The 17139-nt window shown below is 60.7% G+C and carries 14 protein-coding genes; 6 read left to right on the top strand and 8 right to left on the bottom strand.

The genetic code is table 11. The features are described 5' to 3' along the window. On the bottom strand, positions 1-520 hold a 520-nt coding region (locus tag SB772_RS36840), incomplete at its 3' end, for a GntR family transcriptional regulator (protein WP_410838036.1). 182 nt (positions 521-702) lie between these two features. Beyond that, complete coding sequence (locus SB772_RS36835) at positions 703-1350, bottom strand: heme-binding beta-barrel domain-containing protein (protein ID WP_410838035.1); 648 nt, start codon at positions 1348-1350, stop codon at positions 703-705. 313 nt (positions 1351-1663) lie between these two features. Here SB772_RS36835 and SB772_RS36830 point away from each other — a divergent pair, with 313 nt between their 5' ends. Continuing rightward, positions 1664-3010 (top strand): ferric reductase-like transmembrane domain-containing protein, encoded by a 1347-nt coding sequence (locus SB772_RS36830; protein ID WP_410838034.1) that lies wholly within the window; start codon positions 1664-1666, stop codon positions 3008-3010. A 43-nt stretch (positions 3011-3053) separates the two neighbouring features. Here SB772_RS36830 and SB772_RS36825 read toward each other — a convergent pair whose 3' ends face one another. Then, entirely contained in the window at positions 3054-4340 is a 1287-nt protein-coding gene (locus SB772_RS36825) for an MFS transporter (RefSeq protein ID WP_410838033.1), read from the bottom strand. 224 nt (positions 4341-4564) lie between these two features. After that, positions 4565-4867 carry a DUF4148 domain-containing protein gene (locus tag SB772_RS36820; protein WP_410838032.1) on the bottom strand — a complete coding sequence of 101 codons (303 nt, stop codon included), beginning with the start codon at positions 4865-4867 and terminating at the stop codon, positions 4565-4567. Positions 4868-5213: 346 nt separating this feature from the next. On the opposite strand from SB772_RS36820, the gene SB772_RS36815 reads away from it, so the two are divergent. The 4 genes from SB772_RS36815 (at position 5214) to SB772_RS36800 (ending at position 8705) form a co-directional block, all read left to right on the top strand. Continuing rightward, positions 5214-5588, top strand: a complete 375-nt coding sequence (locus tag SB772_RS36815; RefSeq protein ID WP_410838031.1) for a hypothetical protein — start codon at positions 5214-5216, stop codon at positions 5586-5588. A 303-nt stretch (positions 5589-5891) separates the two neighbouring features. After that, complete coding sequence (locus SB772_RS36810) at positions 5892-6569, top strand: response regulator transcription factor (RefSeq protein WP_410838030.1); 678 nt, start codon at positions 5892-5894, stop codon at positions 6567-6569. Positions 6570-6576: 7 nt separating this feature from the next. Next, entirely contained in the window at positions 6577-7974 is a 1398-nt protein-coding gene (locus tag SB772_RS36805; protein ID WP_410838029.1) for a sensor histidine kinase, read from the top strand. A gap of 35 nt (positions 7975-8009) precedes the next feature. Next, positions 8010-8705 (top strand): response regulator transcription factor, encoded by a 696-nt coding sequence (locus SB772_RS36800; protein WP_410838028.1) that lies wholly within the window; start codon positions 8010-8012, stop codon positions 8703-8705. A 338-nt stretch (positions 8706-9043) separates the two neighbouring features. Here SB772_RS36800 and SB772_RS36795 read toward each other — a convergent pair whose 3' ends face one another. Beyond that, positions 9044-9322, bottom strand: coding sequence for a DUF4148 domain-containing protein (locus SB772_RS36795; protein ID WP_410838040.1), 279 nt, complete (start codon positions 9320-9322; stop codon positions 9044-9046). Between the two features lie 448 nt (positions 9323-9770). Between SB772_RS36795 and SB772_RS36790 the strand changes: the two genes are divergently transcribed. Beyond that, positions 9771-10919, top strand: a complete 1149-nt coding sequence (locus SB772_RS36790; protein WP_410838027.1) for a porin — start codon at positions 9771-9773, stop codon at positions 10917-10919. 207 nt (positions 10920-11126) lie between these two features. Here SB772_RS36790 and SB772_RS36785 read toward each other — a convergent pair whose 3' ends face one another. Genes SB772_RS36785 through SB772_RS36775 form a run of 3 tightly spaced genes read right to left on the bottom strand, consistent with a single transcriptional unit; the run spans position 11127 to position 17077 of the window. After that, complete coding sequence (locus SB772_RS36785) at positions 11127-12614, bottom strand: efflux transporter outer membrane subunit (protein WP_410838026.1); 1488 nt, start codon at positions 12612-12614, stop codon at positions 11127-11129. Next, positions 12607-13818: an efflux RND transporter periplasmic adaptor subunit gene (locus tag SB772_RS36780; protein ID WP_410838025.1), complete on the bottom strand. Its 1212-nt coding sequence runs from the start codon at positions 13816-13818 to the stop codon at positions 12607-12609. Before SB772_RS36780 ends, SB772_RS36785 begins: the two co-directional genes overlap by 8 nt. Further along, positions 13808-17077 carry an efflux RND transporter permease subunit gene (locus SB772_RS36775; protein ID WP_410838024.1) on the bottom strand — a complete coding sequence of 1090 codons (3270 nt, stop codon included), beginning with the start codon at positions 17075-17077 and terminating at the stop codon, positions 13808-13810. Before SB772_RS36775 ends, SB772_RS36780 begins: the two co-directional genes overlap by 11 nt. Positions 17078-17139 lie beyond the last annotated feature (62 nt).

Raw genomic sequence — 17139 nt, 5'->3', positions numbered from 1 at the left:
GCCCCACGGCGCGGCCTGCGTCGGTGAGAAGCGTGCGGCCATCGCGTCGAGCGCCGCGGGTTCGAGCAGCGCGCGCGAATCGGCGCGCGTGTGGTCGGGATCGGTGATCTCGGTATCGCGCACGCCCGTCGCGGATACGTTGTGCGTGCGGTACCTTCCAGATCGCATCGAGCCGGTCAAGGGTCTGCTGCATGCGGCCCGACAACGACGTATCGGCGGCGACCAGCCGGCCCACCGCGAAAGTTTCGATCAGCTTGCGCATCTCGTACAGGTCTTCGAAGCGCTTCAGATCGATCGGTACCACTTCCCAGCCGCCGCGCACGTAGCCGCGCATCAGGCCGTCGCTCTGCAGACGCTGCAGCGCCTCGCGCGCGGGTGTGCGCGACACGCCGAAGCGCTCGGCGATGCTGCCTTCCGTGAGCCGGTCGCCGGGCAAGAGGCGCATCTCGAAGATATCGTCGCGCACGCTGTAGTACACGTGGTCAGCGCGCGATGAGGAAGGGCGGGTTGTGTCGTTCACGCACGGAGCCTGGAATTAACGGATCTTTAGGGCCCAGACTATCAGTCAGCGAGGAAACATTCGTCAACAGAAAATAAAATTTGACTGAGTTCTATGCCCCGCCCGCCCGGGCGTGTGTGGCTCGCACGTTGCGCGCATTGCCCGCAGTGCGCTGCGATGTTCAGTCGGGAGTGCCGTCGTGCCTAGTTAACCTTACCCAGCGTGCTCGAGTCGACGTGGGAAAACGGCTTGCCGTACACATGCAATGCTGTTGCTTGTGCGTACTTCAGTGTGTCTCCCGCCATGTCAAAGGTGATTCTGAAGCCGCTGGCATCGTCGTTTTTCACCATGTACTGTGACTCGGCCACTCCCTTCGATTGCGATGTCAGCGTCATTTTTGTTCCCGCTTTGCCCTCAGCTACGACGCACACCCCACGGGGAATACAGAATGTGTCATATACCATCTGGTTCTTCTTGTCGTATAAAAGGTAACCTCGCTGGTCGTGGAATTTCCTGTTATCCCTTTTTCTGAAAACCTCCAGCTTGTAGTACATTGCAGCCAGGTACTGATCACTTGCATTTTTGGCATCGGCTGCCGGCTCAAAGCTTAGCGTTTCGTAGTAGGGCTCGATTGCCGGCTCGCCCTTGCCCACCTTTGAACCTGTCTGGCCCGGCGCCACATCTACGCCTCCTGGCGCGACAGTCTTCCAGGTCCCTGCAAATTTCGCAAGGGGACCGAAATCCATTCCATCGATCACAGTTTCCTGTGCGTATGATGCTGCGGCGGGCGCAAAGAGCGCGACCGCAACGGCGATAGTTTTCAGAAGAGACTTCGCGGGATACCGTTTCATGAGGGACATTCTCCGTTGGATCAGTTGATGAAATCAGCTTACCGAACCATCGCCGTCCAAACGGCCCTACGAAAATGAAACTTTATTCATGTCATTCTCCGCAGCTTCGCTCTCAAGTGCGAAGCGCGCCAGGCTTCTCGTTCATGAAACAACTTTCACGTTGATACAACCGGCGTTATAGGCGAGCCCGGCTACATTCCCCGCTGGGTCGGTCTCACCGCGAGCCGATCTATCATATCGACGAAGAACCGAGTAGCACCTGGAGGACCGGGGACCGGGCGAAACAAACGAACCGCTGCTGAGGATCGAACTTATGAAGAACATCAGGCTTGCCTATCTCTTTCTGTTATTGGCACTGAGCCTGCTGTGGCTTCTCGCCGATGATTTCTCGAGCGCACTCCAGGCGTTTCGTGCCTTGCAGCTATCGATGATCAACTTCACCGGCATTCTCGCCATCGGGTGCATGAGTGCCGGCATGCTTCTCGCGATGCGGCCGGCCCGTGTTGAACCGTTTCTGGGCGGTCTCGACAAGACGTACCGTCTTCACAAATGGCTTGGTATCAGTGCGCTGGTGCTAGCCATAGTTCATTGGCTCTGGGTCAAGTTGCCGAATTGGCTCGCCGATCTGGGCTGGATGCGAAAGCCATTGCGCAAACCGGCGTCGTCGCCGGCCGAAACGCTGAGTGGCGTCGCTCATTTCCTCACCACGCAGCACGGGCTCGCCAAAAGCATCGGCGAATGGGCGTTTTACGCGACCGTGGTGCTTGCCCTCGCTGCTTTGCTGAAGAACTTCCCTTATCGCCATTTCTTCAAGACACATCGGCTCATGGCAGTCGTGTATCCCGCGCTGGGATTCCACGCGATCGTGCTGATGAAACCCAACTACTGGCGTGCAGCCATCGGCCCAGTCGTGGGACTTCTCGTGCTTGCGGCTACGCTGGCAGCCGCCGTCTCGCTGCTGCGCCGGGTCGGACACACGCGGCGGGCGGTCGGCGTGATCGAGAGCCTCGTCCATTATCGCGACATGCGGGTGCTGAGTGTGGTGATCAGATTGAGGGACCGCTGGTTCGGTCATGCCGCCGGTCAGTTTGCCTTCGTCACCTTCGATGCGGCTGAAGGCGCGCATCCGTTTACGATCTCATCTTCATGGCATGACGACGGGAAGTTGCGCTTTCATATCAAGGGCATTGGCGACTACACTGAAAAGCTGCCGGACACCTTGAAGCACGGCGGTCTCGTGACCGTAGAAGGACCCTATGGCGCGTTCGATTTTCGCGGCGACAAGCCGACGCAAATCTGGATAGCCGGCGGCATCGGCATCACGCCGTTCCTTGCCCGGATGCAAGCGCGAGCGCGCGACTTGCATGAGCCCGACGCACACGCCGTGGACCTCTTCTACAGCACGAACGCATACGACGAAGCGTTCGTCGGCGCAATGCGGCAGTTGGCAACGCGCGCAAATGTACGCCTTCATGTACTGGTTAGCGGTAAGGATGTCCGGCTGACAGCGGCGCGCCTCTGCGAGATCGTCCCTGCATGGACGTCCGCGGATGTCTGGTTCTGCGGACCCGCAGCGTTCGGTCGGGCGCTGCGGCAGGATCTGGTCGCGCTCGGATTGGCACAAGCGGACTTTCATCAGGAATTGTTCGAGATGCGCTGAGTGCTGATCACTCGCGAAACAACTGGCGCGAATCCACCAACGCTTATTTGCCAAGTTCGTACTGACCCTGCACTCCGTTCCTGCGATATAGAAGGACCGTCGCGACTAACCCGCACGCGGCTGCGGCGCAAATCCACAAACCTGGCGCCGTTTTGCTGCCGGTGGCGTCGACAAGGTATGTCGAGATGGCTGGCGTGAAGCCGCCGACGGCCGTCGCCAGACTGTAGGTCAGCGAGAACGCCGCGGTGCGCGAGCCCGGAGGCATCAGTTCCGTCAGCGCCGCCACCATCGCGCCGTTATACGATGCATAGATGAACGACAACCACAGTTCGACGGCGAGCAGCCGGCTAAACGTCGTTTCGTGGACCAGCCATTGCATGGCCGGATAGACGGATACGATCGCCAGCACGGCGGCGGCGATCAGCACCGGACGCCGCCCGATGCGATCTGATAATGTGCCACTCAGCGGCAGCCAGAACAGATTCGAGACGCCAACGCAAAGAGTGACGACAAAGGTATCGGTGGACGATAGCCCGAGCACCTGCTTGCCGAACGTCGGCGTATATGCGGTGATCGTGTAGAACAAGATGGTGGTCATCAGGACGAGCCCCATACCGCCGATCAGCACCCGCCAGTTGCCCAGCATCGACGCAACGATGGTCGCGATAGGCGGATGGCTCTTGCGTGCAAGAAATTCGCCGGTCTCGTGAAGAGAGCGGCGGACGACGAACAGAAACGGCACGAGAAGACAGCCGATCAGGAACGGCACGCGCCAGCCCCATGCAGCCATCTGTGCTGCGGGCAACGCCCGCGGCAGCAAGACGCCGATCAGCGAGGCAAAGATCACCGCCATCTGTTGACTGCCCGACTGCCACGCACAATAAAAGCCTTTCTGCCCTTCTGGGGCGATCTCCGACAAATACACTGAAACGCCACCGGGTTCGACGCCGGCCGAAAAGCCCTGCAGCAGCCGGCCCAGCAGCACCAGCACGGGCGCGGCCAGACCGATTTCCGCATATCCCGGCGCGAGAGCCACGGTCGCGGTGCCGAGCGCCATCATCAGCAGTGTGAGGATGAGCCCCTTGCGCCGCCCGTTTCGATCGATATACGCGCCGAGCACGATTGCGCCAAGTGGTCGCATGAGAAAACCCGCGCCGAATACCGACAACGAAAGCATCAACGACGCAAAATCGCTATCCGCAGGGAAGTAGGTTCTGGCAATGGCCGACGCGTAGTAGCCGTAAACCATGAAATCGTACATCTCGAGAAAGTTGCCGCTGATGATCCGCAAGACGGATCGGAACTTCGACTCTCGGGGCGAAATTGACATTAATACACTCATGTGAATGGCGCGACCGCCCGCACCGAAAGCGGCGCATAGCCAGTCCGCGCGGCTCTTTGAACGAGACGTCGACGGGCAGTTGCAGGCGCGGTTACGAGTCGGCGCAAGGGACAGATAAACCGCGTGGCGCCACGGCCTGCATTACCTCGCCGGTGGCCTGCGTTGCGGACAACCTGCCCACAAAGCGGCCTCGTCTTCTCACACCAGAATGCCTACGAACTCTTGCCGACAGGCGCCGTGTCCGATGCTTGCGTCGTCGGGCTGCAATCGGCGACGAATTTCGCGTGCAACGCCTTCTCCGCGCGTGTAATGTCGTCCGGATAGTGCGGATCGTTTTCCGCTGGCTGATAACCGACCGATTCAAGTTCCGATAACTCCCGCATCACATCGCGATGGGTAAGCTCGCCTTTAACCGGTGCGAATGGATACAAATGGCATTCCGCTGCCGACAGTTTTTCCGTTGCACTTGCAGAGACACTTATCATCATCAATCCGGCGATCACGGCCAGTTTCAATCGGCTATTCATTAAAGACTCCTGTTACTGATCAAAGGGGCGATCACGTCGCCATCCAGACGACGCACGCGACCGCTAGTGCGCATGAGCGTGCATTCACGATAGCGTTTCACCTGTCGTGACCAGACGTCGTGGAGATGAAAGTTATTTCACGCTGCGCGGACCGGAGGGGCGCAAACGCATCACACAGTGTGTGCGGCTGTCAGCCGTCCGCGGAATGAACGCATGACGAAATAGTTCGCGTGTCGATTAAATAAGGTTTCATCGACGCGTCGCGCTATTTCACACTGCGGCGGCTGGTGAGTTCCATAATTCGCCTCACCCTGATACGTTCGAGGAGCCCACGATGCCGCGCCCGATGAGCGTTGAAGTCGTCAACGCGTATGGAAGACAATCGGTCCGCATTGCGATCGACGATGCCGCAGTATTGCTCGACGCCGAAGACGTCGATGCCGTGATCCAGCACCTGAGCTATCTTCGCGCCGCGATGCGGCCGGAAGTGCCGAAGGACCCGCCTCGCGATCAACAATACGTGCTCGAGATGGACCCGTGCTGGCATTCGGAGAAACATTTGTTGTATGACGGCGCCGTACTGCTTCTTCGCCATAGCGGCCTGGGCTGGGCGGGCTTCGCACTGCCGCCGCACAGCCTGCAACAGTTGTGCGGCGCCCTCACGCACCACCTCGCGGCGCTCAGGGACGAACATTGCATGCCGAATTAACCGCCGCCACCCAGCCAGGCCCCCTCCGTCGGTTAGACGGAAGTCGACGCGGTGCGCATGCACAGCGACCCGCACCAGAACGAAATTAAATAATTCTTCATGCCGCTGATATGCGCGCAGCATCGGCGCGCCGTTACGCTTTTGCCGTGATCTGGACTTGCACGCGCTACTGCGAGTTGAATACTGCGGTCATGCCCCAAGCGTAGACCCGATAATATGGAACATGGCATTATGTACCCCAGTGCTCACTTGCCGCGCCGGACGTCCTCCCTACCGGGGATCCGTGCGGCGTACGGAACGACTATGTCGCGTGTCCTGACTATCGAAGATGACGAGATCACCGCCGGGGAAATTGTCAGCGAGTTGAAAGAGCGCGGATTTACGGTCGATTGGGTTGCCAATGGGCGTGACGGAATGGCGCGTGCGTTCAGTGACGACTACGACATCATTACGTTAGACCGCATGCTGCCCGGTGTCGATGGTCTGACCATACTGACTACCATGCGCAGTATCGGCATTCAGACGCCGGTGTTGATGCTGAGCGCGCTGGGCGATGTCGACGAACGCATTCGAGGGTTGCGCGCCGGCGGCGACGACTATCTGACAAAGCCTTTCGATCCCGACGAGATGACCGCGCGCATCGAGGTGCTGTTGCGTCGCCGGCAAGCGCGCCCGTCGCAGGCAGAATCGACGCTGAACGTCGGACCTCTCGAACTCGATCTGATCGCACGCACCGTCAAACGCGATGGTGAAGAAATCTCGTTGCTGCCCACGGAGTATCGCGTCCTCGAATACATGATGCGTCACGCTCATCAGACGATTACGCGGACCATGCTGTTCGAAGCCGTATGGGGCTATCACTTCGACCCGGGCACAAACCTGATCGACGTGCATATGGGGCGACTGCGCAGGAAAATCGACCCGCCCGGCGTTAAACCGATGATCCACACGGTGCGCGGATCAGGGTACCTGCTGGGGTAGCGCGGCTTTGACGGAAACTTCTGTCCCCGCTCCGGCAGTTGGTGGCCGCTGGCATTCGACCACGGTTCGCCTGCTCACGATCTACGCCTTTATCTTTTCGATATCGGTGGTGTTGGCGCTCGGCCTGATCGGCAAATCGGTCACTTCCACGATGGAAAGCGAGATTGACATCGTGCTGCACTGGCAGTTGATCTATTTCGATTCCTTTGCCGACGGCGAACTCGCCGACGCCGTTCAGCTGCGCAGTGAGCACGAGCGTATGCACCCAAACTACTATGGACTATTCGCCGCGGACGGGACCTGCCTGGCAGGCGACATACTCGCTCGCCCTCCGTCTGTTCCCGTGAATCGCGCCGGGGTAACGCTCACACTCGCGCTCAATACAATCAGCAATGGGTCTAGCCCGGTCGTGCGCGCGATGGCTGAGCGCCGCGCGAATGGCCAGACGCTCGTCGTGGCACGCGATCTCACCAACATCCTGCGGCGGCAGCAGATCATCATCAATACGCTCATTGTCGGCGGCGTGTTATGTCTGAGCGCCGGGGTGCTGGCCGCACTCGCGCTCAGTGTCAGGCAGGTCAGGCGTATCAAGGCGATCCGGCACGCGACGCAACGGATAGCACAAGGTGACCTGGGGCAACGTCTGCCCGTCGGCGGGCGGGATGAAATCGACATGCTCGCGCATCTGGTCAACCACATGCTCGCCGAAGTCGAACGCCTGATGAACGAGGTCAAAGGCGCATGTGACGGTATTGCGCACGATCTTCGTACTCCGCTTGCACGGGTGCGCACATTGCTGATGCGCATCGACGAGCGGACCAGCGGCGCGCGCGACGACACGCTGGAACAACTGATCGACAAGGCACGCGGCGAAACGGACGCTCTGTTGGAGCGCTTTCGCGCGATGCTGCGCATCTCCGAAATTGGCACGCTGCAGCGGCGCGGAGGCTTTGGTAAAGTGCAATTGGAAACGCTGGTGCGGGAAGTCGGAGAACTGTTTGAGCCTCTTGCCGAGAGCAGGTCGATTGAATTTGTCGTTCATACTGTGCCCGTTGGGTCCACGCATGCAGACCGTGCGCTGATATTCGAAGCGCTCAGCAATCTGCTCGACAACGCAATCAAGTTCACGCCAGACGGCGGCGCTATCCGGCTCGAACTCAATCAAACGCCGTTTGGCCCGCGGATCGACGTGATCGACAACGGTCCAGGTATTGCCGCCGACGAACGCGATGCAGTCCTGCAACGCTTTTATCGCGGCGAACGCACGCGACATCTGGCGGGCTCGGGGCTCGGGCTAAGCATCGTATCCGCGGTGATTACCGTGCACGACTTCACGATGCGTATCGGCGACGCAAACCCAGGTACACGTATCTCGATCGAATGCTGGACCAGAACCCTCGCCTGATCGTTTTCTTCGACTGACCGTTCTACTTCAAGCTTATGCGCGTGTTGCTAATTGCCGGATCGCATCCGGAATCCGCCTGGCTCTATAAGGCACTGCATGAGAGTACAAACAGTCTCCAGCGCGTAGATGATCTGCGCGACGGAATCTTTGTAGCGGGCCAGGAGATCTTCGACGCAATTATCGTGATGTCGTCGGAAGCCTCGCCGTATCCTGGTCTACTCGACGCGTTGCCGGAACTCGCGCACTCCGCGTGCGGCGCCCCGATCATCGTGACATTGGCGAGCGCCGGGGCCAACGAAAGGACGCGGGTGCTGCGCGCAGGCGCCGATGCGTGCTTCTGTCAGCCATTATCGTTTATCGAAATGCACGAGCGGATGCGCGCGCTGTGTCGCGCGATTCCCGCGACCGCTGGTGGAGGAACAACGTCCGCAACCGCCTTGGCGCTGGACTCGGCCACGCGCGAACTGGTGTGCGGCGAGCGCCGGATCGAGGTAACGCGTCGAGAATACATGCTGCTCGAGTGCCTGTTGCGCCAACTGAACATGCCGGTCGCGCGCAATCAGTTGATCGGCTACGCGTGGCCCGAATGCGAAGACGTCGATCCGTCGAGCGTGAATCTGGTGGTGTCCAGATTGCGGCGCAAGCTCGCAAAACACGCTTTGGAAGTACATATCGATACGGTCAACCGCTATGGCTATCAGATAGTCGTGCGGCGCGCTCAAGCCACGTGAAACGTGTTGGCCGCCGGTCAATGCACGCTCTCTTATCTTCTTGACAGACGATGAGCACGCTTCCCCGCTACAGGAAGCGTGCTCATCACGATCCAAAATAAACGTTGCAGTAGCTCGGCGGCCCCACACACTGATTGGCCATACCCGCTTGCGTGGCAGCACAACCCGATAACAGCGCCCCGACCGCCACTGCGCCGAGGAGCCGGCCCGCTCGGGCCTTCATGAATCGATAAGCTTTCATCGCGGATATCCAGCAGTCGTGCTGTCGGAACCATGGTGAGGGAGCGGCGTCAGCGCATGCACGCTGACGCCGCTGTGGATCGACTGTCGCAGGCCGCTCACGGGTGAGCGTAGACCGTCGAGTTCAGGTACGCGAGTTGGCCGTCCTGCTCGGCATGTACCAGCTCCTGATAAACCTGAGCGCGGGTCTTGCCTGCCACCGGTTGGCCATAGGGCGCGACCCATCCGCCGACAGCAGAAGCGGGCGACGTCGCATTCAATGCGACTTGCGACGCGCCATTGAACTGCTGCGCGTTGGCTGGCGAATTCGAGGGCGCAGACTGCGCAAAGGCAGTGGACGCGGTTAGAAATGTTCCCGCAAGAAAGCCGAGTGTCATACGATTCATTTTGGAGATCCTGGGCGTATTAAGAAAAAAGAACCGATCCGTTCAAACGTTTCGCTGTTCGTGAACCGGTTGAAGGTCAGCATAATCAGTCGCCACTAGCGGATCGCTTTTCAGACGATGAAAAGATCTTCATGTGCAGCGATCGAAAAACACTTGCTGACGATGCTGCGCAAACGCATTACCACGATGAAGAAAGTTTCATTTAATCGACAGTTTTCCTCATGCTTCGGTAAATCGCGTCCCCTATATTCACGCTGCCTGCGGTGTAAGCGGCATGGTCGGTCTGAAGGCTCGAACCCTCCCGGCAGCAAGTGTTGTCGTCGCCTCTCTCGCCGGGCAGGCGTATGAACGAAAGCATGGTTTGTCACATGCCACGCTGGCAACGGAATGACGCATGCATTCAGATGCCGGAAATAAATCACATAAGGAATACTGATCGATGAACTATCGCAATTTTACTATTGCGGGGGCGATGGCGCTTGCCAGCGCAGCTGCCCACGCACAGAGCAGCGTGACGCTGTTCGGGCTTCTAGACGACAGCATGGTCTACTCTAGCAACCAGAAGGGTTCGAGCAACTATCAGCTCAACAATGGAACGCTTTCGACCTCGCGCTGGGGCTTGCGCGGCAAGGAAGATCTGGGTGGCGGCCTGGCGGCTGTGTTCTGGCTGGAAAGCGGCTTCGACGTGAACAGCGGCGCGTTCAAGAATGGCGGTGATCTGTTCGGCCGCCAGGCGTATGTTGGCCTGAGCAACCCGTACGGCTCGCTGACGTTCGGTCGCCAGTACGACTTCGTCGTCGACTACGTTGCACCGCTGACGGCAGTGGGTCAAGGCTTCGGCGGCAACTTTGCGGCGCATCCGTATGAGAACGACAATCTGGCAAATGACATGCGCCTGAACAATGCGGTCAAGTTCTCCAGCGTTTCGTTCAACGGCTTCAAGGCGGGCGCCATGTATGCGTTCTCCAATCAGGCCGGCGGCTTCGCGAGCGACAACGCATACAGCGCGGGTGTCAGCTATGCGCATGGTCCCGTTAGTGTCGCGGCCGCGTATCTGCAGGAGAACAACCCTGGCATGGGATTGGGCGGCGCGGGCGCCGTCAGTGCAACGGACAAAGATCAGCTGACGACGGGCAGCCGTCAGCAGATCTACGGCGTCGCCGCAAAATACGCGTTCACCCGCGCGGCTGTGGGCGTGTCGTGGACGCATTCGTCCACTAACGACGTCTCATCGATCTGGCCGAGCGGTCCGAATGAGACATTCGGCAAGTCGGCATCGAACGTGAAATTCGATAACTTCGAGGTCGAAGGCCGCTATTTCATTACACCCGCAGTGAGCGTCGGAGCGTCCTATACGTACACGATGGCTCAGCTTGCGCGGGCAAACGGCAATATCGATCCGCACTGGCACCAGGTGATGGCGCAAGCCGACTATCAACTGTCCCGCCGCACCGATGTTTACATGGAAGGCGTTTATCAACGCATTTCGGGCGGCGGCGGCGTGTTCAGTGCGGCGGTGTATAACCTGAGCCCGTCTTCGTCCGACTCTCAGACGGTTGTCGCACTGGGTCTCCGGCATCGTTTTTAAGGGTATCGCCGCCGCGCATTCGCGGCAACATGGCATGACTGGAACGCTTGCGGCGGCGCGCCTGATAGTGCCGTGCGTCGCAAGCTGAATACCGTGGTTCTTCCATCACTACCGCGCCACGCCAGCACTTGCTACCTACGACAAACGGCACGCATCGCAAACGATAGCCTGCGATACGTGCCGCTATGCACCGGCGTCACGACGGTTTCAGTTCGTTTTTACCGACGCCACTGCCTGGGTGGAAGACGCCGAATCCGAACCCGGCGACGCGGCTGCCGCATCGGAACGATCCGCGGACCATCCGCCGCCCAGCGCCTCGATCAGCCCAACCGAAGCGAGCAGCCTGCGCGTGCGCAGTGTCATCGCGACCGTCTGCATTTCGAGTTCCGTTGTCTGTGCGGTGACCACATCGAGGTAGCTCACCGCGCCATCGCGATAGCGCGACATCGACAGATCGAGCGTGCGCCTCGCCGCTGCAAGCGCGCTGTCTTCCGTTGCGGCTTCATCGCCGAGGTAGTGTAGTTGCGCGAGATTGTCCTCCACCTGCTGGAACGCGAGCAACACAGTGCCCTTGTACTTCGCGCCGTTCTCCGCGAGCTTCGCGCGCGCCTCGCGGGTCATCGCGTCACGGCGGCCGCCGTCGAACAGCGTCATCAACAGACTCGGCCCGATTGACCACATTTCGTTAGGCGCAGCGAGCCACGGCGAGAACGTGTCGCTTTGATATCCGCCGTCGAGGCCCAGCGAAATGTCCGGGAAAAACGCGGCCTTCGCGACGCCAATCTGCGCATTGGCCTGCGCAACCCGGCGTTCCGCCGCCGAGATGTCGGGCCGGCGTTGCAGCAACGCCGCGGGCAATCCCGTCGGAATCGACGGCAAGTAACTATCGCCGCTCACCGGGGCAAGCGAGAACTGCGAAGCAGGCGTGCCGGTCAGTGTTGCGATCGCATGCTCATCTAGCGCGCGTCGCGCAGCTACGTCCTGGGCGGAAGCCTGCGCCGACTCGAGCTGTGTCTGCGCACGCGACACGTCGAGGTCCGACGCAATCCCGCCTCTACGGCGGCTCTGCGTCAACGTCAGCGCATGCTCGTAGGTCTGGATCGTATCGGCCAGCAGTTGCTGCTGTTCATCGAGGCCGCGCAGATTGAAATACGCGTCGGCGAGACTTGCCTGAAGACTGAGCCGCAACGATTCGAGGTCGTAGTCGCTCGCCTGCATGGCGGCCGCACCCGCCGCAATCTGGTTGCGGACCCTGCCCCACAGGTCGAGGTCATAGTTGATGCCGATGTCCAACGTGGCCGAGTTGTAAACCGCCGGCTGGGTGGCACCTCGCAACGGACGGTTGTCCGATTGACGCGAGCGCGAGGCCTGCGCATACGCGCCAACGGTCGGAAACAGTCCGGAGCGTGCCTGGTCCAGATAGGCGACGGCTTCGTCGTGCCGTGCGAGCGCGGCGGCCACGTCGGGGTTTGCGGTGGCCACCCGCGTTTCGAGGCCATCGAGGATGGGATCGCGATAGACCTGCCACCACGCACCGTGCGGCACGCGATCGGCCGGTTGAGCCTGCTGCCAGGGCCCGCTCTCCTTGAACGTCGCTGGAACAGCCGACGGCGGCACCTGGTAAGGCGGCGCAAACGAGCAGCCGCTGATCAGCGCAATGCCCGCCAGGGCCACGCAGAGCCGGCGCTTAACCATGACCGTGCTCCGCGCCGTTTCGTTGCGCTAGCGCCGCCGCTGGCCTGGTGGATGCCGATGCAAGCCGCACCGCATCGCCCGACGCGAGCGAATCGGGCGGATTGTCGATGACCCGGTCCGTCGCGTTCAATCCTGAAGCGATCACGACCTTCGTGCCAAGATCCGTCGCGACGGTCACAGGCTTGAGCACCACTCGGCTATCCTGTCCAACCACCGCGACTCGCAGTCCGTCCTCGCGAAACATTAGCGCGCTCGCCGGAATCGTCATCGCGCCGCTGTCCGTGGCGAGGTTGAAATGCACTTCAGTGTATTCGCCGGGAATCAGCAGTCCGCGTGAATTATCCACCTCCAGCTGAACCAGCAGCGTGCCCGACGCCGGTGTAATCGCATCGTCAGTGTCGACGAGCTTCGCGTCGAACCGCACGCCCGGCCGTTCCGGAACGGTCAGCGTCGCCGTCATCCCTGGCTTGATCGCCGCAGCTTCGTTCTGCGGCACGCTGACATAAACGCGCAGCCGATGCACATCCGAAACGGTGAACAGCTCCGGCCCGCTACCGCCGCCCGCGTTGATCAGCGCACCCACGTCGGTCTTGCGGGCGGTCACCGTGCCGTCGAAAGGAGCCGTGATCCGCTTGAACGACTCGAGCGCTTCGATCCGCCGCACGTTCGCCTGGTTAGCCGAGACGGTTGCCTGCTTGGCGGCGAGATCGCTCTTCTTCTCGTCGGCCTCCTGTTGCGAGACCGAATCCTGCTGGAGCATTTGTGTCCAGCGCTGCGCCGTCGATGCAGCAAGCGTTTCGTTCGCCTGCGAGTTGCGCAAGTCCGCGCGAGCCTGGGCTAACTGCTGGTCGAGATCCGGTGTATCGATTTCGCCCAGCAGTTGGCCCGCCTTGACGTGCGTTCCAATGTCCGCATACCAGGCATGCAGGTAGCCCGACACCCGTGCATAAATCGGCGCGTTGACGAACGCAGATAATTGGCCCGGCAAGGTGAGCGCCTGCACGGCGCTGTCATGCAACGGCGCATTCACAGCAACGGTTGGCATCGCCTGTGCAGCGGACCATTCCGTCATCTGGCGCTTTGCATGCACGCGGCTCGCGATGCCGTCCGTCACGAGGCCCGCTGCGGCGAGCAGGGCGACCACTCCGGCGAGCTTCATATGCCGCAGCCGTCTCGGCGCGTTGATGTCGATGTCAGTGGACATGGATGACTCCAGATTCGGAAGAAGGATGAAGTTTCGCGCCGTCTTGCCGTGAACTCCCATGAGCGTCTTGTCGCGCAGCGTGACGCCAATGCACGAGACTGAACACGACAGGAACGAAGAGCAGCGTCGCGCAGGTTGCGCAGATGAGCCCGCCGATCACCGCGCGGCCCAGCGGCGCGTTCTGTTCGCCGCCATCGCCCATGCCCAAGGCCATCGGTGCCATACCGATGATCATCGAGAGCGCCGTCATCAACACGGGGCGAAAGCGCGTGAAGCCGGCTTCCATCGCGGCGCGGAGAGCGTCTTGTGTCGCTGCGAGCCGTTCGCGCGCGAAGCTGACCACCAGCACGCTGTTGGCGGTCGCCACACCCATGCAGAGAATTGCGCCGGTCAACGCAGGCACCGATAGCGGTGTGCGTGTGATGAACAGCATCCATACGATGCCGGCGAGCGCGGCCGGCAACGCACTGACGATGACGAACGCATCGCCCCACGAGTGAAAGTTGACGACGATCAGCAGATAGATCAGCGCAATGGCGCCGGCGAGGCCGAGCAACAGGCCCGTGAATGCGCTGTCCATCGTCTGCACCTGGCCACGCAGCGTAACCGTCGAACCTTTCGGCAAATCTTTGGACGTTGCACGCACGACATCGTCGATGTCGGCGGCCACTGCCCCGAGGTCGCGGCCCTGCGTGGTCGCAAAGATGTCAAACAGCGGTTCGATGTTGTAGTGTGAGACGACCGCGTCTCCCACGCCGCGCGTAATGCTCGCGACGCCGCCGAGTAGTTGCGAACGGCCGCTCGGATCGGTCACCGGCAGGTTTTGGAGCCTGGATAACGACGCCAGCTGGTACTCGGGCGCCTGGGCGACGATTGGATACGACACGCCGTTTTCAGGGTTCAGCCAGTAACTGGGCGCGACCTGGCTCGTTCCCGCCAGCGTTGCGACAACGGAATTCGTCACGTCGTCTTCCGCAATGCCAAGTTGGGCCGCATGTGAGCGGTTTACCGCGATCGTGAACTGCGGATAGGTGGACGCCTGCTGAATGCGGCTATCGGCGATGCCTGCAATCATCCTCACCCGACGCAGCAGTTCGCTCGCATAGCGCTCGTTGCCTGCCTGGTTCGGCCCCGCAACCTGAAGATCGACCGGTGCGGGCGCGCCGAAATTGAGAATCTGGCTCACGATATCGGCGGGCAGAAACGAGAACGTGGTGCCTGGAAATGCCTGTGGCAGGGCTTCACGCAGCCGGCGCACATAGTCCGCCGTCGGTGCATGACCGGTCTTCAGCGAGATCATGATGTCGCCGTCCTGCGGGCCGATCGTGCCGCTATTGTTGTAAGTCAGATTGATGCCGCTCACCGGCAAACCAATGTTGTCGACCACGCTCGCCAGCTGATCCGGTGGAACGAACTGACGCACCGTGTTCTCGACGTGATCAAACAGACTCGCGGTATTTTCAATTCGTGTGCCGATGGGCGCGCGCACATGCATCGCGATTTCCCCGGCGTCGATATCCGGAAAGAAGTTTCGTCCGAGCCACGGCGCAAGCAGAAACGACGCGCCGACCACCAGCATGAAGCCGACGACGAGGCGCTTCGGATGAGTGAGTGCGAGCCCAAGCACGATGCGGTAGCCGGCGCGAAGGCGCTCGAAGCGACGTTCAAAGCCGCGCTGAAAACGCACGAATGGATTGCGCGAAGGCGCGACGGCGTGCGAGCCGCCGTGCGGGTCCATGACCACGGCCAGTTCGCCGCTGGCATGGCCGCCCGACAGATGCGGTTTGAGCAGGTATTGCGCCATCATCGGCACGAAAGTACGTGACAGGATGAACGACGCAACCATGGCGAAAATCACGGCCTCCGCCATCGGCACGAAGAGAAATCGCGCGATGCCGTTCAGCAGCAGCATCGGCACGAACACGATGCAGATACATAGCAGCGACACCAGCGCCGGCGTCACGATCTGCTCTGCGCCGTCGAGGATCGCGCGCTTCACGTCCTTGCCCTGTTCGAGGTGCCAGTTGATGTTTTCGATCGTCACCGTCGCGTCGTCCACGAGAATGCCGACCGCTAGCGCGAGACCGCCCAGCGTCATGACATTCAAGGTCTCGCCCAGCGCCGAGAGCGCGGCGATCGCGGCAAGCACCGCAAGCGGAATCGATGCCGCGATGATCAGCGTCGAACGCCAACTGCCGAGGAACAGCAGGATCATCGCGGAGGTCAGCGCCGCCGCAATGATGCCTTCGCGCGCAACGCCGCTCACCGCGCCTTTGACAAACGTCGACTGGTCGCCCATGGTCACAAGTTCGAGCGAGGGCGGCAGTGACGCCTCGACGAGCGGCAGTTTCGCCTTGACGCCGGAAATGATGTCGAGCGTCGACGCCGACCCGTTTTTCAGAATGCTCATGAGCACCGCACGACGCCCATCCAAGCGGACCACATTGGTCTGCGGCGGATAGCCGTCGCGCACATGGGCGACGTCGCGGATATAAATCGTCGCGCCATCCACAACTCTCACAGGCAGATCGTTCAATTCCTGCAGGGCAAGCGGACTGTTGTTGAGCTTGATGTTGTATTGGAACGCCCCGATCTTCTGTGTGCCGGCGGGAATGATCTGGTTCTGCCGCGCGAGCGCCACCGCGACATCTTCGGCGGAAAGCTTTTTCGCCTGCAATGCTTGCGGGTCGATGTCCATCTGCACTTCACGCGTCTTGCCACCGTAGGGTGTCGGTATCGCGACACCTGGAACACTCAGCAGTTGCGGACGAATGGAGTTGGTCGCATAGTCGGCGATCTGCTGCTCGTCGAGCGTGTCGCTAGTCATCGCGAGTTGCAAGACCGGCACCGTCGATGCGTTGTAGTTCAGAATCTGCGGCGGCGTGGTGCCTGGCGGCATCTGCTTGAGCACCGTTTGCGAGATCGACGTGACCTGTGCCGTCGCCGTGCGGATGTCGACGCTCGGCTGGAAGAAAATCTTCACGATCCCGTAGCCGGTGAACGACTGCGATTCGATATGCGCGACGTCGTTGACCGTGGTGCCGAGCGTGCGTTCGTAATAAGTGACGATGCGACCCGCCATATCGTCCGGCTCGAGCCCGTTGTAATTCCACACCACGCTGATCACGGGAATGCGGATATCCGGGAAAATGTCCGTCGGGGTGCGCAATGCGGACAGCGGGCCCAGCACCGCAATGAGCATGGCCAGCACGATGAATGTATAGGGCCGCGTCAACGCCAGCCTGACAAGTTTCAACATCAGTACGTCTCCGTTCAGGAAAGCGCGATGAATATCGGGGACAGCGATCAGGCCGCCAATGC

Source organism: Paraburkholderia sp. SIMBA_030, assembly GCF_046535245.1.
Taxonomy (GTDB): domain Bacteria; phylum Pseudomonadota; class Gammaproteobacteria; order Burkholderiales; family Burkholderiaceae; genus Paraburkholderia.
Note: the sequence above shows the minus strand (reverse complement) of the source record. Positions and strands in the feature narration are given on the sequence as shown.

Bases quoted from the DNA above. Each gene is read 5' to 3' on its own strand.
- SB772_RS36835 (WP_410838035.1), bottom strand. From the start codon at position 1,350: ATGAAACGGTATCCCGCGAAGTCTCTTCTGAAAACTATCGCCGTTGCG.
- SB772_RS36830 (WP_410838034.1), top strand. From the start codon at position 1,664: ATGAAGAACATCAGGCTTGCCTATCTCTTTCTGTTATTGGCACTGAGC.
- SB772_RS36825 (WP_410838033.1), bottom strand. From the start codon at position 4,340: ATGTCAATTTCGCCCCGAGAGTCGAAGTTCCGATCCGTCTTGCGGATC.
- SB772_RS36815 (WP_410838031.1), top strand. From the start codon at position 5,214: ATGCCGCGCCCGATGAGCGTTGAAGTCGTCAACGCGTATGGAAGACAA.
- SB772_RS36810 (WP_410838030.1), top strand. From the start codon at position 5,892: ATGTCGCGTGTCCTGACTATCGAAGATGACGAGATCACCGCCGGGGAA.
- SB772_RS36800 (WP_410838028.1), top strand. From the start codon at position 8,010: ATGCGCGTGTTGCTAATTGCCGGATCGCATCCGGAATCCGCCTGGCTC.
- SB772_RS36795 (WP_410838040.1), bottom strand. From the start codon at position 9,322: ATGACACTCGGCTTTCTTGCGGGAACATTTCTAACCGCGTCCACTGCC.
- SB772_RS36790 (WP_410838027.1), top strand. From the start codon at position 9,771: ATGAACTATCGCAATTTTACTATTGCGGGGGCGATGGCGCTTGCCAGC.
- SB772_RS36785 (WP_410838026.1), bottom strand. From the start codon at position 12,614: ATGGTTAAGCGCCGGCTCTGCGTGGCCCTGGCGGGCATTGCGCTGATC.
- SB772_RS36780 (WP_410838025.1), bottom strand. From the start codon at position 13,818: ATGTCCACTGACATCGACATCAACGCGCCGAGACGGCTGCGGCATATG.
- SB772_RS36775 (WP_410838024.1), bottom strand. From the start codon at position 17,077: ATGTTGAAACTTGTCAGGCTGGCGTTGACGCGGCCCTATACATTCATC.